Source organism: Lentzea guizhouensis (genome assembly GCF_001701025.1).
Lineage (GTDB): Bacteria > Actinomycetota > Actinomycetes > Mycobacteriales > Pseudonocardiaceae > Lentzea > Lentzea guizhouensis.
The window spans coordinates 8,270,973-8,289,942 of record NZ_CP016793.1 but is presented as its reverse complement, the minus strand read 5'-3'; the positions used below and the strand labels follow the sequence as shown (position 1 = coordinate 8,289,942).

General features: G+C 70.3%; 15 protein-coding genes. 9 read left to right on the top strand and 6 right to left on the bottom strand.

Going from position 1 to position 18,970, the window contains the following annotated elements:
• Positions 1-58 precede the first annotated feature (58 nt).
• From BBK82_RS39600 to BBK82_RS39585, 4 genes are all read left to right on the top strand, one after another.
• Complete coding sequence (locus BBK82_RS39600; protein ID WP_065919515.1) at positions 59-718, top strand: NADPH-dependent F420 reductase; 660 nt, start codon at positions 59-61, stop codon at positions 716-718.
• 184 nt (positions 719-902) lie between these two features.
• On the top strand, positions 903-2,210 hold the full coding sequence (locus tag BBK82_RS39595) for a jacalin-like lectin (protein WP_154698074.1): 1,308 nt from the start codon (positions 903-905) through the stop codon (positions 2,208-2,210).
• Complete coding sequence (locus BBK82_RS39590; RefSeq protein WP_065919513.1) at positions 2,207-3,805, top strand: PHP domain-containing protein; 1,599 nt, start codon at positions 2,207-2,209, stop codon at positions 3,803-3,805. Before BBK82_RS39595 ends, BBK82_RS39590 begins: the two co-directional genes overlap by 4 nt.
• A 184-nt stretch (positions 3,806-3,989) precedes the next feature.
• Positions 3,990-5,411, top strand: a complete 1,422-nt coding sequence (locus BBK82_RS39585; RefSeq protein ID WP_237047825.1) for a cellulose binding domain-containing protein — start codon at positions 3,990-3,992, stop codon at positions 5,409-5,411.
• 40 nt (positions 5,412-5,451) lie between these two features.
• Here BBK82_RS39585 and BBK82_RS39580 read toward each other — a convergent pair whose 3' ends face one another.
• From BBK82_RS39580 to BBK82_RS39555, 6 genes are all read right to left on the bottom strand, one after another.
• Positions 5,452-5,883, bottom strand: a complete 432-nt coding sequence (locus BBK82_RS39580; protein ID WP_065919512.1) for a nitroreductase family deazaflavin-dependent oxidoreductase — start codon at positions 5,881-5,883, stop codon at positions 5,452-5,454.
• 45 nt (positions 5,884-5,928) lie between these two features.
• A complete protein-coding gene (locus tag BBK82_RS39575) occupies positions 5,929-6,771 on the bottom strand; it encodes an expansin EXLX1 family cellulose-binding protein (protein WP_065919511.1) in 843 nt (280 codons plus the stop codon).
• The gene (yjfF, locus tag BBK82_RS39570) at positions 6,768-7,739 is read right to left on the bottom strand and encodes a galactofuranose ABC transporter, permease protein YjfF (protein WP_065919510.1); all 972 of its coding nucleotides are present in this window, start codon (positions 7,737-7,739) and stop codon (positions 6,768-6,770) included. Before yjfF ends, BBK82_RS39575 begins: the two co-directional genes overlap by 4 nt.
• Positions 7,736-8,716 (bottom strand): ABC transporter permease, encoded by a 981-nt coding sequence (locus tag BBK82_RS39565; RefSeq protein WP_065919509.1) that lies wholly within the window; start codon positions 8,714-8,716, stop codon positions 7,736-7,738. Before BBK82_RS39565 ends, yjfF begins: the two co-directional genes overlap by 4 nt.
• Positions 8,713-10,245, bottom strand: a complete 1,533-nt coding sequence (locus tag BBK82_RS39560; RefSeq protein ID WP_065919508.1) for a sugar ABC transporter ATP-binding protein — start codon at positions 10,243-10,245, stop codon at positions 8,713-8,715. The genes BBK82_RS39565 and BBK82_RS39560 overlap by 4 nt, the downstream gene beginning before the upstream one ends.
• A gap of 83 nt (positions 10,246-10,328) precedes the next feature.
• Complete coding sequence (locus BBK82_RS39555; protein ID WP_065919507.1) at positions 10,329-11,297, bottom strand: ABC transporter substrate-binding protein; 969 nt, start codon at positions 11,295-11,297, stop codon at positions 10,329-10,331.
• A 164-nt stretch (positions 11,298-11,461) separates the two neighbouring features.
• Here BBK82_RS39555 and BBK82_RS39550 point away from each other — a divergent pair, with 164 nt between their 5' ends.
• The 5 genes from BBK82_RS39550 to BBK82_RS39530 all read left to right on the top strand — a co-directional run bounded on the left by BBK82_RS39550 (position 11,462) and on the right by BBK82_RS39530 (position 18,958).
• Positions 11,462-13,933 carry an alpha-L-arabinofuranosidase C-terminal domain-containing protein gene (locus BBK82_RS39550; protein ID WP_237047824.1) on the top strand — a complete coding sequence of 824 codons (2,472 nt, stop codon included), beginning with the start codon at positions 11,462-11,464 and terminating at the stop codon, positions 13,931-13,933.
• A 114-nt stretch (positions 13,934-14,047) separates the two neighbouring features.
• Positions 14,048-15,313, top strand: coding sequence for a family 43 glycosylhydrolase (locus BBK82_RS39545; protein WP_237047823.1), 1,266 nt, complete (start codon positions 14,048-14,050; stop codon positions 15,311-15,313).
• A 115-nt stretch (positions 15,314-15,428) separates the two neighbouring features.
• The gene (locus tag BBK82_RS39540; protein ID WP_065921721.1) at positions 15,429-16,415 is read left to right on the top strand and encodes a LacI family DNA-binding transcriptional regulator; all 987 of its coding nucleotides are present in this window, start codon (positions 15,429-15,431) and stop codon (positions 16,413-16,415) included.
• Between the two features lie 216 nt (positions 16,416-16,631).
• Positions 16,632-18,305, top strand: a complete 1,674-nt coding sequence (gene araB, locus BBK82_RS39535) for a ribulokinase (RefSeq protein WP_065921720.1) — start codon at positions 16,632-16,634, stop codon at positions 18,303-18,305.
• Positions 18,305-18,958, top strand: coding sequence for an L-ribulose-5-phosphate 4-epimerase (locus BBK82_RS39530; protein WP_065919505.1), 654 nt, complete (start codon positions 18,305-18,307; stop codon positions 18,956-18,958). Before araB ends, BBK82_RS39530 begins: the two co-directional genes overlap by 1 nt.
• Positions 18,959-18,970 lie beyond the last annotated feature (12 nt).

Below are 18,970 nucleotides of genomic sequence, written 5' to 3'. Positions count from 1 at the left end.
ATAGTGCGGGATGGTGCCGCGTTGACGTGCAGGTCCATCGATCTTGGAAGGGTCTGTCATGAAGATCGGCATCATCGGCGCCGGCAACATCGGCGGCAACCTCACCAGGCGGCTCGCCGCGCTCGGCCACGACGTCTCCGTCGCGAACTCCCGGGGTCCGCACACGCTGACCGCGCTCGCCGAGGAGACCGGTGCCACGCCCGTCGCGGTCGAGGAGGCGGCCCGCGGTGCGGAGGTCGTCGTCGTCACGATCCCGCTGAACGCGATTCCGGACCTGCCGGACGGTCTGTTCGCCGAGGCGGCGGACGGGGTCGCGGTGATCGACACCGGCAACTACTACCCGCAGCGGGACGGCCGGATCGCGGAGATCCTCGACGAGGGCCTCACCGAGAGCCGCTGGACCGAACGCCACATCGGCCACCCGGTGGTCAAGGCCTTCAACGGCACCTACGCCGCCGACATCCTGGACCGGCCCCGCCCGGCCGGTGCGCCCGACCGCATGGCGCTCCCGGTGGCCGGCGACGACGAGGCCGCGAAGGCGAAGGTGCGGGCGCTGATCGACGAGCTCGGCTTCGACACGGTCGACGCCGGTGGCATCGACGAGTCGTGGCGTCAGCAGCCGGCCACTCCCGTCTACGGCCTGCGCGACGGCGTCGACGGGGTGACCAAGGCGCTGGCCGAGGCGAGCCCCGAACGCACGCCCGAGTTCACCGCGTAGGACAGTTCTGTCCACTGAGGACGGGAAATCGTCGAATGCCGTTCGACGCGTTCGACGATTTCCCGTTCTTCGTTGCGTTGTGTACACGGTGTTGTCACCTCCACGGTATGCGAAGTTTCTTCGCGTTGTTCTAGCCTCGCGGCGTCGTGCTCGAACGCGAGGCGGGAGTGGTGCCGTGCAGGTGTTGACCAGAACTGTTGCTGTCGCCGCCTTGGTCACGGCCGCCCTGCTCCCGGTCGAAGCCGTGGCGGCGCCGGCCGGCGGAACGTTCTCGGTGCTGAGCTACAACGTCGCGGGCCTGCCGGAGGGCCTGTCCGGCGGCAACCCGAGGGTGAACACGCCGGTCATCGGCCAGCGCATCCGGCCGTACGACGTCGTGCACGTGCAAGAGGACTTCAACTACCACGCGTCGTTGTACGCCAACAACACCCACCCGTTCCGCACACCCACCAGCGGCGGCGTCCCGTTCGGCGACGGCCTCAACACCCTCGCGAACCACCCGTACTCCGAGCTCACCCGCGACAGGTGGGACCGCTGCAACGGCACCGACTGCCTGACGCCCAAGGGCTTCACTTTCTCCCGCATCCGCCTGGCGGAGGGTGTGCTGGTCGACTTCTACAACGTGCACGCCAACGCCGGCTCGACCGACGCCGACCTGGCCGCCCGCCGCGCCAACACCAGCGAGCTCTCCCGGTTCATCACCGCCAACTCGGCCGGCAACGCCGTCGTGGTTGCCGGTGACACCAACACCCGCTACACCCGTGCCGGTGACAACATCCGCGAACTGGTCACCGCCAACGGCCTGACCGACGCGTGGGTGCAGGAGGAGCGGGGCGGTGTCCCGCCCGCGGCCGGCAGCCCGGCACTGGTCTGCGACGACGCGAACGTCACCGACGCCTGCGAGGTCGTCGACAAGATCCTGTTCCGCGGCAACCGCCACATCACGCTCAACCTCACCCGCTACGGCAACGAGAACGCCGCCTTCCGCACCGCCGACGACGAGATGCTGTCCGACCACTACCCGATCGCGGCGGACTTCCGGTGGACGCTCAACCCCGCGCTGTCGCTCAGCGACACGTGGGGCGGCCCGCACGGCACGCCGTTCACCGACGTGGCCGCGGTCCCGCTGGCGCAACGGGTGACCCAGCTGACCCTGCGCGCGGGCTCACGGGTCGACCAGGTCGGGCTGACGCTCGCGGACGGCACGGCGTTCAGCCACGGTGGCGGCGGTGGAACGGCGCAGCAGCTGACCCTGCAACCGGGGGAGCACCTCACGTCGGTCACCCTCCACTCCGGACAGCACGGCGGGCGCACCCGGATCTTCTTCGCCCGCTTCGCCACGAGCACCGGCCGCACGTTGTCCGGCGGCACCGAGACGCCGGACGCCGTCACGTACACGGCACCGGCCGGCTTCCAGATCGCGGGCTTCCACGGCCGCGCGGGCAGCGAGGTCGACTCGCTCGGCGTCATCTTCACGCAGGTGCCGCGATGACGGGACAGACCGGCCGCCGCGGGTTCCTCATCGGCACCGGACTGGTCGCCGGAGCCGCGCTCGGCAGCACGCCGGCGGTGGCGGACGCGCAGCGGCGCGGCGGCTACCTGTGGCTGGCCGGCGACCACCACGTCCACAGCCAGTACAGCAACGACGCCATGTACCCGGTGGCCACGCAGGTGGAGCGCGCGGCACGGCACGGGCTGAGCTGGCTGACGATCACCGACCACGGCAACGTCCCGTTCGCCACCTACAGCATCCCGCCGTTGCTGGCGGACATCACCGCAGCACGCCGGAACTCCGACGTGCTGCTCTACACCGGCCTGGAGTGGAACATCCCGGCCGGCGAGCACACCACGCTGATGCTGGCGCCCGGCCGCAACGAGGCGAGCCTGTTGCAGGAGTTCGTCACCCGGTTCGACGCGCGGGTGAACGGCACGCGTGACGGCACGCCCGCCAACGAGGCGATCGCGGTGCAGGCGTTGAAGTTCCTGGCGGACGCCGTGGCCTCCAGGCGCGTCGACGACGCGCTGGTGCTGCCCAACCACCCGTCCCGGCTGGGCATCAACTCGCCGCAGGAGACCCGTGCGTGGCGCGACGCCGCACCGGGTGTGGTGATCGGCATGGAGGGCGCGCCAGGTCACCAGGCGGCTGGCCTGCCCGCACCGGGGATGGCCCGCGGCCGCGGGCTGTACGACTCGGCCCCGAGCAGGTTCTCGTTCCCCGGCTACCCGGCCGAGAGCTACCGGACGTGGGGCGGGTTCGACTGGACCACCGCCACCGTCGGCGGTCTCTGGGACAGCCTGCTCGCCGAGGGCAAGCCGTGGTGGATCACCACCACCTCGGACGGCCACCAGGGTTGCGGCGACTGGATGAAGAACCCGGTCGACCGGCTCGACCAGCAGAGCTACGACAACGTCCCCTACGACGACCAGGGGCACACGTTCACCAACACCGGCCGCTTCCCCGACCCGGTGAACGCCGGCCGGCCGGTCACCGAGTACAGCTCCTTCCCGCCCGGCGCCTACAACAAGACCTGGGTCGGCGTCACCCACCGCGGGTACCGCGAGGTCATGCGGGCGATGCGGGCGGGCCGGATGTGGGCCTGCCTGGGCGACCTGGTGGCCGGGCTGGACCTGCGGGTGCGGCAGCGGGGTGCGCACTCGGGCGCCGTCATGGGCGGCACGCTGCGGGCCCGCCGCGGTGATGTGGTGGAGGTGGTGGTCCGGGTCGACCTGGCCGACCGCCCGAACTTCGCGGGCTTCGTGCCGGAGCTCACGCGGGTCGACCTGGTCGTGGGAGCGGTCACCGGCCCCGCCGCCGACCCGTCGGTGTTCCACGCGCCGCAGACGAGGGTCGTGCGGTCGTGGGACGTCCGCCAACGGTCGGGCACGGTCGAGCTGGTCCACCGGATGACCGTCGACGGGCCGTGCTATGTCCGGGTCAGGGGCACCGACGGCAAGCGCGGTGCGCCCGGTTACCACGGGGCGGCGGTGGACCCGGTGGGCCCGGCGATCGACGTTCCCAGGCAGTCGGACCCGTGGGAGGACCTGTGGTTCTACTCGAACCCGGTCTTCGTCGGCGTGCAGCGGTGACAGCTCACCGCCGCTCACGGTGAGCTGAGCGAATCCTGGTGGGCCGCCGCGATCTTCGACCGTGTTCGACGGAGCCGGTCGAAGATCACGAGGCTCGTCTTCGACCTCGTTCGACGCTACGGTCGAGGTTCCGGGAGCGTTCCCAACCAGTCCGCGGTGGACGGACGGCCGACGAGGAGAACCAGTGCACCGGTTGAAGCCGACGGCGGCCGCCGTCCTCACCGCCGTGATGACGGCGACCGTTCTCACCACCGGCGCTCCGGCAGCGGGCGCCGCCGCGGGGTGCCGGGTCGCCTACCAGGTGACCAACGAGTGGCAGGGCGGGTTCATCGCCTCCGTGGACGTCACGAACCTCGGTGACGCCGTCGACGGCTGGCAGCTGACGTGGTCGTTCGGCAACGGCCAGACGGTCACGCAGCTGTGGAACGGAACGGTGCGGCAGTCCGGCGCGCAGGTGACCGTCACCAACGCCGGCTACAACGCCAGGCTCGGCACGGGTGCCAAAGCGGGGGTCGGCTTCGTCGCCACCGGCCCGACGACCCCCGTCCCCACCGGCTTCGCGCTCAACGGCACGGCGTGCACGGGCAACGCGCCCGCACCGGACCCGCTGGCGCAGGCGCACACCGCGGGCCGCGTCACGGCCACCGGCCAGTACACCTGGCCCGGCGTGTACTTCGAGGGCCGGTTCCGCGGCACCGGCGTGGGCGTCGTCCTCGACGACGCGGTCAACGACTACGACGTGCAGGTCGACGGCACGACGGTGGCCACGCTGGTGAAACCGGGCCGGGTCACGCACCAGGTGGGCGGGCTCGGCAACACCGAGCACCGGGTGCGGCTCGTCAAACGCACGGAAAGCCCCTACGCCGCAGGGCAGTTCGGCGGCTTCGTCGCCGCGACCGGCGGGGCGGTGCTCGACCGGCCCGCACCGCGCAGCAGGCAGATCGAGTTCATCGGCGACTCGCTGACCGCGGGCTACGGCAACTTGTCGACCACCAGGGACTGCTCCGCGAACGGCGGCGTCGACCGCAACACCAACTCCGACATCAGCTTCGGCGCGCTCACCGCCCGCGCGCTGAACGCGGACTACCAGATCAACGCGTTCTCCGGCCGCGGCATGGTGCGCAACTACGCGGGCGGCCAGCCGGGCACCAGCTACCGCACCTACTACGACCGGGCGCTGCTGAACGTCGAGGGCGACGTGTGGGTCAAGCCGGCGAGCTGGCAGCCGAAGGTCGTCGTCGTGGGCCTGGGCACCAACGACTTCTCCACCTCGCTCAACCCCGGTGAGCAGTGGCCGACACAGGAAAGCCTGGTCGCCGCCTACAAGAGCGCCTACCTCGGGTTCCTGGACAAGCTGCGGACCCGCTACGGCCCCGGCACGGAGATCGTCGTGGGCGTTCCGGAGGCGTCCGGGGTGTTCGCCGACGCCGCCCGCCAGGTCGTGCAGGAGCGGACCGCCCAGGGCGACGGCCGGGTCCACCACTGGAACTTCGCCGACCCGGCCATCGACCGGCTCGGCTGCGACTGGCACTTCTCCGCGCGCGACCACCGGTTGATCGCCACGAAGCTCGGCGACCACCTGGCCGGGCTGGGCATCACCTGGTGACGGGAGTGGGCGGTCCCGCGACACCGGGACCGCCCGCTCGTCACTTCGCTTCGAGCACGAACACCGGGATCTGGCGGTCGGTCTTGGTCTGGTACTCGGCGTAGGGCGGGTAGGCCGCGACGGCCCGCTCCCACCACTGGGCGCGTTCGTCGCCGTCGACCTCGCGGGCGACGAAGTCCTTCGTCACGGTCCCGTCCTGCAGCTTGATCTCGGGGTATGCCCGGATGTTGTGGTACCACGCCGGGTGCTCGGGCGCGCCGCCCTTCGACGCCACCACCGCGTAGCTGCCGTCGTGCTCCACGCGCATGACGGGCGTGTAGCGCAGCTGGCCGCTCTTGGCACCACGCACGGTCAGGAGCACGATGGGCCTGTCGAAGATCAGCACGCCCTCGGTGGTGCCGGTCTCCAGGATCTGCTTCGTCTGGTTCTGCACCCAGTCGTCGGGGCTGAGCGCAACGGTGTCGTCTGCCATGCAACGATCAACATCTCGGGTGCCGCGCGCATTCCCCTCGCCCGGTCAGTGGGCGCTGAACTGCAGTGTCGTGCTCTGGACGATGTCGGCGCGCACCGGCAGCGCGGGGACGACCAGCCGCTCGCCGTAGATGTCGGTCACCGCGATCGACCCGCCGCAGCCGGCGCCGTTCTCGGCGAGGAAGTAGTTGTACTCGGCCCGCGGCAGCTGCCGCCACTGGCCGTTGACCTGCACTTCGAGCCTGGCGACGGGGTTGCGGTGGTCGAGGACCTGGATGCCGCACCACCACTGGCTCGACCCGGTCTTGTAGCGGATCGCGATGCTCTTCCGCGTCGGCGGGCTCACCAGCGTCCAGGTGACCGGGATCTCGCCCTGCACAGGTGGCGCGAGCTGGGCGAACGCCTCGGCGCCGAGATCGAGCTGGCCTGGCTTGCACGGTGCGGGGCAGAGGTTGGTCACCTTGACGGTGATGCTCTTGCCCGCGGCGTTGACCTGCACGTACGCGCCACAAGCCGCCGCATTGCCGTAGTCGGCGGCGTTCATCGCGACGGTCAGCGGGTCGGGGCCGGGGTCGTACGAGCAGGCACCGCCGCCGTCGGAGTCGTAGAACGTGGCCACGCCGGTGCGGACCACGCCCGGCTGGATCCTGCCCGCGAGTGGGGCGCCCACCGGACTCGCCTTCGTGGTGGTCGGCGGGGTGGTCGCCGGTGGGGTGGTGGTCGCGCTGCCGGTGGTCGTCGCGGGCGCGGTCGCCGTGGTCACGGTCGGTGCGCTCGTTCCGGCCACCGCGGTGCCGGCGATGCCCGGCCGGTCGCGCGACACGACCACACCGAGCACCGCCACCAGCAACGCGACCACGGCCAACGCATGCGGTGCGGCACGTCTCACCGCCGCACCATAGTCCGCTGCACGGCGATGAACACCAGCAGCAGCGCCCCGATCACGATCTTCGTCCACCACGAGCTGAGCGTGCCCTGGAACGAGATCAGCGTCTGGATCGTGCCGAGCACCAGCACCCCGACCAGCCCGCCCAGCACGTAGCCGACGCCACCGGCGAGCAACGTCCCGCCGATCACCACGGCCGCGATCGCCTCGAGCTCCATGCCGACGGCGTGCAGGCCGTAGCCGGACAGCATGTAGAGGCTGAACAGCAGACCGGCCAGCGCCGAGCAGAACCCGCTGATCACGTACACGCCGACCTTCACCCGCGCGGTCGGCAGACCCATCAGCAGCGCCGACGACTCGTTGCCGCCCACCGCGTACACCGTGCGGCCGAACCGGGTGCGGTGCAGCACGTACAGCGCGGCGAACACGACCACCAGCGCGATCACGACGTTGTAGGTGATGGTCACCTTGCCGGGCAGCGTGATCGCGGCGGTGGCGACGTCGCGGAACGTGCGGTCCTTGATGGACACCGACTCCACGCTGATCAGGAAGCAGAGGCCACGGGCCAGGAACATGCCCGCCAGCGTCACGATGAACGGCTGGATGTCGAACTTGTGGATCACCAGCCCCATCAGCAGGCCCAGCGTCGACCCGATCACCAGCACCGCCAGCACGACCAGCGGCACCGGCCAGCCCGCGCGCAGCCCGGCCGCGGTGACCATCGTGGACAGCGCGACCACCGACCCGACGGACAGGTCGATGCCGCCGCTGAGGATCACGAACGTCATCCCGGCCGCGAGCACGATCAGGAACGCGTTGTCGATGAAGAGGTTCGCGATCACCTGGCCGGACGCGAAGCCGTCGTAGCGCACCGCGCCGACTCCGAAGGAGAGGACGAACAGCACGACGGTCGCGAGGACGGGCAGGAACCGCGACGGCACCCCGCGCACCCCACCTGCGAGCGTGGTCATGAGACGGCCACCTTCCGGAAGCTGAGCGCCGCACGGGCCTTGGGGGCCTGCAGCAGGCACACGGCGATGACGACGACCGCCTTGAAGAGCAGCGTGACCTCCGGGGCGACGCCGATCGTGTAGACGGTGGTGGTGAGTGTCTGGATGATCAGCGCGCCGAGCAGCGTGCCGGTGAGCGAGTAGCGGCCGCCCGCGAGCGACGTGCCACCGATGACGACCGCGAGGATCGCGTCCATCTCGATCCACAGACCGGCGTTGTTGGCGTCGGCGGCGCTCACGTTCGAGCTGATCATCAACCCGGCGATGCCCGCGCACACGGCGGCGAACACGTAGACGGTCCAGATGATCGTGCGCGACCGCACGCCGGCCAGCCGCGAGGCCTCCGGGTTCACACCGACCGACTCGATCAGCATGCCCAGCGCGGTGCGCCGGGTCGCGAACGCCACCAGCCCGAGCACCAGCAGGCTGATCAGGATCGAGATCGGCAGCACCACGAACCCGGCGCCGACCTGGCGGTAGGCGTCGTTGTTGACCGTGACGATCTGCCCCTCGGTGACGAGCATGGCCACGCCGCGACCCGCCGTCATCAGCACGAGCGTCGCGATGATCGGCTGGATGCCCAGCCCCGCGACGAGGAAGCCGTTCCACAGCCCCAGCAGCGCGCACAGCACCAGCGCGATCGCCATGCCGGCGAACGCGGTGCCGGCCGAGCCGGACGTTCCGATGTGGACACACGTGACCGCGCCCGCGATGGCCGCCACCGCGCCGACCGAGAGGTCGATGCCGCGGGTCGCGATCACCAACGTCATGCCCAGTGCGATCAGCAGGGTCGGCGCGCCGTTCTTGAGCACGTCGACGAGGCCGCCGTAGAGGTGGCCGTCCTGCATGCGCAACGAGAAGAACGACGGCGTGACGACGAGGTTGAGCAACAACAGCGCGGCCAGCGCCAGCAACGGCCACAGCAGCCGGTTCTTCATGACACCACCTTCTCGGGTGCGGCTCCGCCCGCGATGAGCTCGACCACCTCGTCCACGCCGGTGACCGACCCGTCCAGCTCGGCGATCTTGCGCCGGTCGCGCAGCACCACGATCCGGTCCGCGATGCGCACGACCTCCTCGAGCTCGGCGGAGATGAACAGCACCGCGGTGCCCTCCGCGGCCAGGGTCGTGACGAGCTGCTGGATCTGGGCCTTCGCGCCGATGTCGATGCCTCTGGTCGGCTCGTCCAGGATCAGCAGCCGCGGCTCCGTGACGAGCCAGCGGGCGAGCAGGACCTTCTGCTGGTTGCCACCGGACAGGGTGCGCACCAGCGCGTCCGGGTTGGCCGGGCGGATGTCCAGCGCCGTCAGGTACTTCTCGACCAGCTGGTCCTTCGTCCTGCGCGACAGCGGCCGGGTCCACCCGCGCGCGGCCTGCATGGCGAGCACCAGGTTGTCCCTGATCGAGAGGTCCGCCACCAGGCCCTCGCCCTTGCGGTCCTCCGAGCTGAACGCGATCCCGGCGGCGATCGCCGACCGCGGCCCGCGCAGCCGCAGCGGCGTGCCGTCGACGAGCACGCGGCCGGAGTCGGCCTTGTCCGCGCCGAACAGCAGCCGGGCGAGCTCGGTGCGACCGGAGCCGAGCAGACCAGCCAGACCGACCACCTCACCCGCGCGGATCTCCAGGTCGAACGGCTCGATGGCACCGCGGCGGCCGAGGCCCTCCGCGTGCACCAGCACCGGCCCCCGTGCCTGCCGCTGCTCGGCGGCGTCCTCGATCGCCTCCAGGGCACCGAGGTCGCGGCCGATCATCTGGGCGATGAGCGCGCGCCGGTCGACCTCGGCGGTGAGGTGCTCGCCGACGAGGGCTCCGTTGCGCAGCACCGTCATCCGGTCGGAGATCTCGTAGACCTGGTCCAGGAAGTGCGACACGAACAGGATCGCCACACCCTCGTCGCGCAGCACCCGCATGATGCGGAACAGCTCCGCGACCTCACCCGCGTCCAAACTGGACGTGGGCTCGTCGAGCACGAGCACGCGGCAGTCGACGGCGATCGCACGGGCGATGGCGACCAGCTGCTGCACCGCGATCGGGTGCTCGCCGAGGCTGGAGCCGGGGTCGATGTGCACGCCGATGCGGGAGAGGACCTCGGCGGCGCGCTTGCGCATGGCCGGGAAGTCGATCCCGCCGCGCTTGCGGGGTTCGCGGCCCAGCAGGATGTTCTCCGCGACCGTGAGGTTCGCGCAGAGGTTGACCTCCTGGTACACCGTGCTGATCCCGGCGTGCTGCGCCTCGCCGGGGGAGGAGAACGCCACGTCGGCGCCCGCCAGCACGACCTGGCCGCTGTCGGGGCGGTGCACGCCGGTCAGGGTCTTGATCAGGGTGGACTTCCCGGCGCCGTTCTCGCCCATGAGAGCGTGCACCTCACCGGGGAACAACCGGAAGTCGACGTCCTGCAACGCCTTCACGCCGGGAAACGCGAGGCTGATGCCCCGCATCTCGACCACCGGCGGCGGTGACTCGGTCATGGCTCAGGCCTTCGTCGCAGTGGGGTGCGGGACCCGTCGCCACTTGGGCGAAGCGACGGGTCCCGCGGTCTGGTGGGGGAGGGTCAGTACTGGCGCTGCGGCAGCGCGGCCTTGGCCTGCTCCTGGGTGAAGGTGCCCTCTTCGGTCACGACGCGCGGCGGCACCTCCTCGCCCTTGACGACCTTCTTGGTCAGCTCCATCAACTGCTTGCCCAGCAACGGGTTGCACTCGACGATGAAGTTGATCTCACCGTTGGCGAGTGCGGTCATGCCGTCCTTCACGGCGTCCACTGTGATGATCTTGATGTCCTTGCCGGGCACCTTGCCGGCGGCCTTGATCGCCTCGATCGCACCCAGGCCCATGTCGTCGTTGTGGGCGTAGACCACGTCGATCTTGGGCTGGGACTTGAGGAACGCCTCCATGACCTGCTTGCCGCCGGAGCGGGTGAAGTCACCGGTCTGCGAGGCGACGACCTTGATGTCGGGCTTGCCCGCGATCTTCTCCTCGAAGCCCTTCTTCCGGTCGATCGCCGGCGCCGCACCGGTGGTGCCCTGCAGCTCCACGACGTTGGTGGGCCCGGAGACGTTGGCCACCAGCCAGTCGCCCGCCTTGCGGCCCTCCTCGACGAAGTCCGAGCCGAGGAACGTCTTGTACAGCGACGTGTCGTCGGAGTCGATCGAGCGGTCGGTGAGGATCACCGGGATGTTGGCGCGCTTGGCCTCCAGCAGCACCGTGTCCCAGCCGGTCTCGACGACCGGGCTGAACGCGATCACCGACACCTTCTGCTGGATGTAGGAGCGGATCGCCTTGATCTGGTTCTCCTGCTTCTGCTGCGCGTCGGAGAACTTCAGGTCGATCCCGGCGGCCTTCGCCTCGTCCTGGATCGACTTCGTGTTGGCGGTGCGCCAGCCGCTCTCGGCACCCACCTGGGCGAAGCCCATCGTGATGGTGTCGCCGGACTGGCCGCTGGAGCCGGTACCACTGCCTGAGCCGCACGCTGTCAACGCGAACAGCGCGACCACGCTGGCGGCTGTCGTGATCTTCTTCAGCACTGGGGTCCCTCCGGGGTGACGACGGTGTCGCGGAGCTCCGACCGCGTGTCCGCGGTTGTCAGGTGGACAACAGTGAACGTTCACATCTGTCGCGTCAAGGCCTTGCCCGTAACGAGTTCGCAGCCCTATGTTAACGCTCACTTCCGAGTAGGGGAGGCAAACCCGTGCCCCGTAAGCACGTGCTCATCTGCGCCGCACTCGCGGCAGGTCTGCTGGTCGCCGTTCCGGGGTCCGGAGCGGCCGCCGAAACCGACTACACGCTCAAGGTCGACGCCCTCGGGAAGGGCGCGACGATCGACGACTCGATGTACGGCGTGTTCTTCGAGGACATCAACCGGGCCGCGGACGGCGGCCTGTACGCCGAGCTGGTGCAGAACCGCTCGTTCGAGTACGACCCCGCGGACAACGCGGCCTACACCGGCCTCACCGCCTGGGCACCCCACAGCGGCACCCTGGACGTGGCGGACGACGCCGGCCGGATGAACGAGCGCAACCGCCGCTACCTGAAGCTCGGGCTGCCCGCCGGGATCATCAACTCCGGCTACAACTCCGGCATCGCCGTGCGCGAGGGCCAGCGCTACGACTTCTCCGTCTGGGCCCGCACCGACCAGGCGAGCACCCCGCTCACCGCCACCGTCACCGACCCCGCCGGAACCGCTCTCGGCGACCCCGTGCGGGTCGAGGTCCGCGGCGACGGCTGGGCGAAGTACACCGGCACGATCCAGGCGCGCAAGTCCACGACGACCGGCCGGTTGCTGGTCACCGGCGCGGGCGCGGGAACGTTGCGGCTGGACATGGTCTCGCTCATGCCGCAGGACACGTTCAAGGGCCACGGCCTGCGCCGCGACCTCGCCGAGAAGATCGCCGCGTTGAAACCCGGCTTCGTCCGGTTCCCCGGCGGGTGCCTGGTCAACACCGGCAGCCACCACGGCTACGACGCGCCGGACTTCGAGCGCCGCCGTTCGTACCAGTGGAAGGACACCATCGGCCCGGTCGAGCAGCGGGCCACGAACTGGAACTTCTGGGGCTACAACCAGTCCTACGGCCTGGGCTACTACGAGTACTTCCAGTTCGCCGAGGACGTCGGCGCGATGCCGCTGCCGGTCGTGCCCGCGCTGGTCACCGGGTGCGGCCAGAACCGCGCCACCGACGACCCCGCGTTGCTGCGGCGGCACATCCAGGACACGCTCGACCTGATCGAGTTCGCGAACGGTCCCGCCGACTCGACGTGGGGCCGCAAGCGCGCCGAGATGGGACACCCCAAGCCGTTCGGGCTCACCCACCTCGGTGTCGGCAACGAGGAGAACCTGCCCGACGAGTTCTTCGCGCGGTTCACCGAGTTCCGCAAGGCGATCAACGCGAGGTACCCGGACATCACCGTGGTCAGCAACTCCGGCCCCGATGACACCGGCGGCACGTTCGACCGGCTGTGGCAGCTCAACAAGCAGGCCGGTGTGCAGATGGTCGACGAGCACTACTACAACAGCCCGAGCTGGTTCCTGGAGAACAACAACCGGTACGACTCCTACGACCGCAACGGTCCCAAGGTGTTCCTCGGTGAGTACGCCTCGCAGGACAACAGGTTCTTCAACGCGCTGAGCGAAGCCGCGTACATGACCGGCCTCGAACGCAACGCCGACGTCGTGAAGCTCGCCTCCTACGCGCCGTTGCTGGCGAACGAGGACTACGTACAGTGGCGGCCGGACATGATCTGGTTCAACAACCACGCGTCGTGGGGCTCGGCGAGCTACGAGGTGCAGAAGCTGTTCATGACGAACGTGGGCGACCACGTCGTGCCGAGCACCGCGTCCGCCACGCCGTCCACCCAGGCACCGATCACCGGTGCGATCGGGTTGTCGACGTGGGCGACTGCCGCGACCTACGACGACGTGAGCGTTACCAGTGCGTCTGGGCAGCAGCTGTTCAGCGACGACTTCTCCGGTACCGACGCGCAGTGGACCAAGTCGGGCCGCGGTGCGTGGAACGTCGTGAACGGCGCCTACGTCCAGTCCGACGCGGCCGCCGAGGACACGCTCGTCACGGCCGGTGACAAGTCCTGGCGCGACTACACGCTGAACGTCAAGGCGGTGAAGCAGTCCGGCCGCGAGGGCTTCCTGGTCGCGTTCGGGGTGAAGGACACCGGCAACTACTACTGGTGGAACCTGGGTGGCTGGAACAACACCCAGTCCGCGGTGGAGAAGGCCGTCGGTGGTGGCAAGAACACGTTGCTCACCGACGGCACCCGCATCGAGACCGGCCGCACCTACGACGTGCGGGTCGAGGTGCGCGGCCGGCACGTCGCGCTGTACCTCGACGGGCAGAAGTGGGGCGAGTTCACCGACGACAAGGCCGCCGAGCCGTTCCGCCAGGTCGTCACCCGCGACCGCGCCACCGGTGAGCTCGTCGTCAAGGTCGTCAACGCCCAGGACAACGCCGCCCGCACGCGCATCGACCTCGGCGTCCCGGTGGCGTCCACGGCCCGTGCGACCGTGCTGCAGGGCCGGCCGGACGACGTCAACACCCAGTTCGCCCAGCCGATCAAGCCGCGTTCCGAACAGGTGCGGGTGGCGAGCAGCTTCACCCACACGTTCCCGCCGAACTCCGTGACGTTCCTCAGGATCAGGAGCCGCTCGTGATCGACCGCCGATCCCTGCTGCGCACGGGCGGGGTGCTCGCCCGCCGAGCTGCCGACCCGCAACCCGCTCGTCGAGCAGCGCGCCGACCCGTTCGTCACGCCGCCCACCGACGGCATGTACTACCTGACCGGGTCCGTGCCCGAGTACGACCGGGTCGTGATCCGCGGTGCGTCCACCCTGGACGGTCTGAGCGCCGCCAGGGAACGCACGATCTGGCGCAGGCCGGCGTCCGGCCGGATGGGCGGCTACATCTGGGCGCCGGAGCTGCACCGCATCGACGGCAGGTGGTACGTCTACTTCGCCGCCGGTGACAAGGACGAGCCGTTCCGCATCCGCACCTACGTGCTGGAGTCGCCCAACGCGGACCCGCGCGCCGACGGGTGGGTGCTGCGCGGCCAGATGGTCACGGCGTGGGACACGTTCACATTGGACGCGACCACGTTCACCCACCGCGGAAAGCGCTACTTCCTGTGGGCGCAGAGCGAGCCCGGCATCGCCACCAACTCCAACCTCTACATCGCGGAGATGGCCTCGCCGCTGGCGCTGAAGACGGCGCCCGTGCGGATCGCGACGCCGACGCTGCCGTGGGAGGTGCAGGGCTTCAAGGTGAACGAGGGACCGGCGGTGCTGGTCCGCAACGGCCGGGTGTTCGTGACGTTCTCCGCGAGCGCGACCGACGCCCGGTACTGCATGGGCTTGCTGACCGCCGATGAGAACGCGAACCTGTTGGATGCGCGGTCGTGGACGAAGTCGCCGAATCCGGTGTTCGGCACGCACGTGCCGACTTCGCAGTACGGGCCCGGCCACAACTCGTTCACCACGGTGGGCGATGTGGACGTGCTCGTGTACCACGCCCGTGACTACCGGGACATCAGCGGTGACCCTCTGTTCGACCCGAACCGGCACACGCGGGTCCAGCGCCTGCACTGGAACACCGACGGCACACCGTCGTTCGGCGTGCCGGTCGGTCGCGGAGGGCCGATCGTGCGGCTGTCGCCGTTGGACGCTCCGGCGTTGTTCGTGCGCCACTACGAGTACCGGATGCGGGTGGACGGCAACGTCCGCGACCTCGCCGACTCGCAGTTCCGGTTCGTGCCGGGCTTTCTCGGTGCCGGCACGGTCGCGCTGCAGTCGGTGAACTTCCCCGACCGGTACGCGCGGGTGGACGGTGACGCCCTGCGCGTCGATCCCTTCGAGGACACCGATGCCTACGGCCGGGCCGCGAGTTTCACGCGCGTGCCGGGACTCGCCGACGGCACGGCGGTGTCGCTCCGCATTGGTGCAGACAACTATGTTGCCCATGACACGGGAAGGTTGGTGGTGACCAAGCCGGGCAACGACCGGGAGACGCGCCGACGGGCCACATTCCGGTTCGGATGAGTGGACAATGGGTGCGCTGCACCGAAGCCGACGGGTGTTATCGCTAACATGGTCGGTGGACAGATTTGAGGATCGGAGACCGTCCGTGGACCAGAAGATTTCGCGCGACCCCGCGATGACCGACGTCGCACGACTCGCTGGGGTGTCCCACCAGACGGTCTCGCGCGTGCTCAACAACCACCCCAACGTCCGTGAGCAGACCAGGCTGCGGGTGCAGGCCGCGATCAAGGAGCTGGACTACCGGCCCAACCGCGCGGCCCGTGCCCTGGTCACCGGCAAGACGCAGCTCATCGGCGTGGTGGCGCAGAACTCGACGCTGTACGGCCCGGCCTCGCTGCTGTCCGCCTTCGAGGAGGCGGCGCGCGAGGCCGGGTTCGCCGTCAGCGTCGGCAGGGTCAAGGTCCTCGACCGCGACTCGATCGCCGCGGCCGTCGAACGCCACCGCGACCAGCGCGTGGCCGGCATCGTGGTGATCGCCCCCACCTCCTCGGCCGCCGACGCGCTGGCCGACGTGCCGGCCGGCGTGCCGCTGGTGACCGTGGACGGCGACCCGGAACGGCCGACGCCGCTGGTCACGGTCGACCAGGCGGCCGGTGCGTTCGACGCCACCAGCCACCTGCTGGAGGAGGGCCACAAGACGGTGTGGCACGTCTCCGGCCCCGCCGACTGGTTCGACGCGGCCGGCCGCGTCGCGGGCTGGCGGCGCGCGCTCGAGAACATGGGCGCCGAGGTGCCGCCGGTGGTGACGGCCGACTGGAGCGCTGCCTCCGGGTACCGGGCGGGGCAGATGCTCGCGCGGATGCCGGAGGTCACGGCGGTGTTCTGCTCGAACGACCACCTGGCCCTCGGCCTGCTGCGGGCGCTGAGCGAGCGCGGCAGGCGGGTCCCGCACGACGTGAGCGTCATCGGCTTCGACGACGTGCCGGAGGCGGCCTACTTCATCCCGCCGCTGACGACCGTGCGCCCCGACTTCGCGGCCGTGGCGCGCGAGACGCTCGGCCTGCTGCTGGAGCAGCTCAGCGACGGTGAGACCGCCCGCCCGCAGCGGACGGTCGCGCCGCTGCTGGTGCTGCGCGACAGCGTGGCACCGCCGCCTGCCTAGGACGGTCCCGGTTGCTGCTGCGGTCACCTGACTGGCGGTAGCGCCGCCGTGCTGTCGTCCGCACGCCCCGCTCACCGCCCGCCGGGAACCACCCCGGCGGGCGTTTTGTCGTGCGCTCACGGCAGTGCGGTTCCGTGTTCTTGCAGGGAAATCACGATGTTCACGGCGCATCTTGACGGCGTGAATGTTAGCGATAACACTCAGGCCGTGACTGACATGACGATCGACCGCGACGCGTGCGTGGTGGGTGTCGACTTCGGCACGCTGTCCGGCCGCGCCGTGGTCGTGCGCGTCCACGACGGCGCCGAGCTCGGCACCGCCGTCCACGAGTTCCGCCACGGGGTCGTGGACCAGGTGCTGCCCGCGACCGGCCGTCCGCTGCCGCCGGAGTGGGCGCTGCAGGTCCCGGCCGACTACCTCGACGTCCTGCGCACCGCCGTCCCGCAGGCGGTCGAGGCGGCCGGGATCTCGCCCTCCCAGGTGGTCGGGATCGGCACCGACTTCACGGCCTGCACGATGGTGCCGGTCACCGCGGACGGCACGCCGTTGTGCGACCTGCCGGAGTTCGCGGAGAACCCGCACGCCTACGTGAAGCTGTGGCGCCACCACGCCGCCCAGGCGCAGGCCGACCGGATCAACGAGCTCGCCCGCACCCGTGGCGAGACGTGGCTGCCGCGCTACGGCGGACTGATCTCCTCGGAGTGGGAGTTCGCCAAGGGCCTGCAGGTGCTGGAGGAGGCGCCCGAGGTCTACGCGGCGATGGCGCACTGGGTCGAGGCCGCGGACTGGATCGTCTGGCAGCTCACCGGCACCTACACGCGCAACTCCTGCACCGCCGGGTACAAGGGCATCCACCAGGACGGCGCCTACCCCGGCGAGGACTTCCTCGGGGAGCTCAACCCGGAGTTCGCCGGGTTCGTCGCCGACAAGCTCGACCACCCGCTGTCCGCGCTCGGCGACCGGGCCGGCTCGCTGACCGCGCAGGCCGCGGAGTGGACCGGGCTGCCGGAGGGCATCGCCGTCGCGGTCGGCAACGTCGACGCGCACGTCACCGCGCCGGCCGCGCAGGCCGTCGAGCCCGGTCAGATGGTCGCGATCATGGGCACCTCGACGTGCCACGTGATGAGCGGTGCCGTGCTGCGCGAGGTGCCCGGCATGTGCGGGGTGGTCGACGGCGGTATCGTGCCGGGGCTGTGGGGCTACGAGGCCGGGCAGAGCGGTGTCGGCGACATCTTCGCGTGGTTCCTGCGCAGCGGGGTGCCGCCGGTCTACCACGAGCAGGCTGCCGCACGCGGGATCTCCGTGCACGAGCTGCTGACCGAGCTCGCCGCCGGCCAGGCCGTGGGGGAGCACGGGCTCATCGCGCTCGACTGGCACAGCGGCAACCGGTCCGTGCTGGTCGACCACGAGCTGTCCGGTGTCGTCGTCGGGCAGACCCTGGCGACGAAGGCCGAGGACGTCTACCGCGCGTTGCTGGAGGCCACCGCGTTCGGCACGCGGGTCATCATCGACGCCTTCACCGACTCCGGCGTCGCGGTGACCGAGCTGGTGATCGCCGGCGGGCTGGTGAAGAACGAGCTGCTGATGCAGATCTACGCCGACGTCGTGAACCTGCCGCTGTCGGTGATCGGCTCGGCGCAGGGCCCCGCGCTCGGGTCCGCGATGCACGCCGCCGTGGCCGCGGGCGCGTACCCGGACATCCGCAAGGCCGCGGCCGCGATGGGTTCGGTGCGCCGCAACGTGGTCACGCCCGTGCCGGAGAACGTCGAGGCCTACGAGCGGCTCTTCCTCGACTACCAGGAGCTGCACGACTACTTCGGCCGCGGCGCCAACGACGTCATGCACCGCCTGCGCCAGTACCGCCGCGACGCACTGGGGAGGAAGAGCTGATGTCCGCCACGGCAGAGCTGCGGCGCACGGTCGCCGAGCTGCACCGCGAGCTGACCCGGTACGAACTGGTGAGCTGGACGGCCGGCAACGTGTCGGCGCGCGTGCCCGACCACGAGCTGATGGTGATCAAGCCGTCCGGGGTGTCCTACGACGAGCTGGGGCCGCACGCGATGGTCGTGACGGACCTGCACGGCACGCTCGTGGAAGGTGAGCTGGCGCCGTCCTCCGACACGGCCGCGCACGCCTACGTGTACCGGCACATGCCGCACGTCGGCGGTGTCGTGCACACGCATTCCCCTTACGCGACGGCGTGGGCGGCGCGCGGTGAGCCAATCCCGTGCGTGCTGACGATGATCGCGGACGAGTTCGGCGGGGAGATCCCGGTCGGGCCGTTCGCGTTGATCGGCGACGACTCGATCGGCAGGGGGATCGTGGAGACGTTGAGCGCCAGCAGGTCTCCGGCCGTGCTGATGCGCAACCACGGCCCGTTCACCGTCGGCGCCACCGCACGCGCCGCCGTGAAGGCCGCGGTGCTGCTGGAGGACGTCGCCCGCACCGTCCACTTCGCCCGGCAGCTCGGCCAGCCGGACGTGATCGAACAGCAGCACGTCGACCGGCTCTACGAGCGCTACCAGAACGTCTACGGCCAGTGAGCCCAGAAGGAG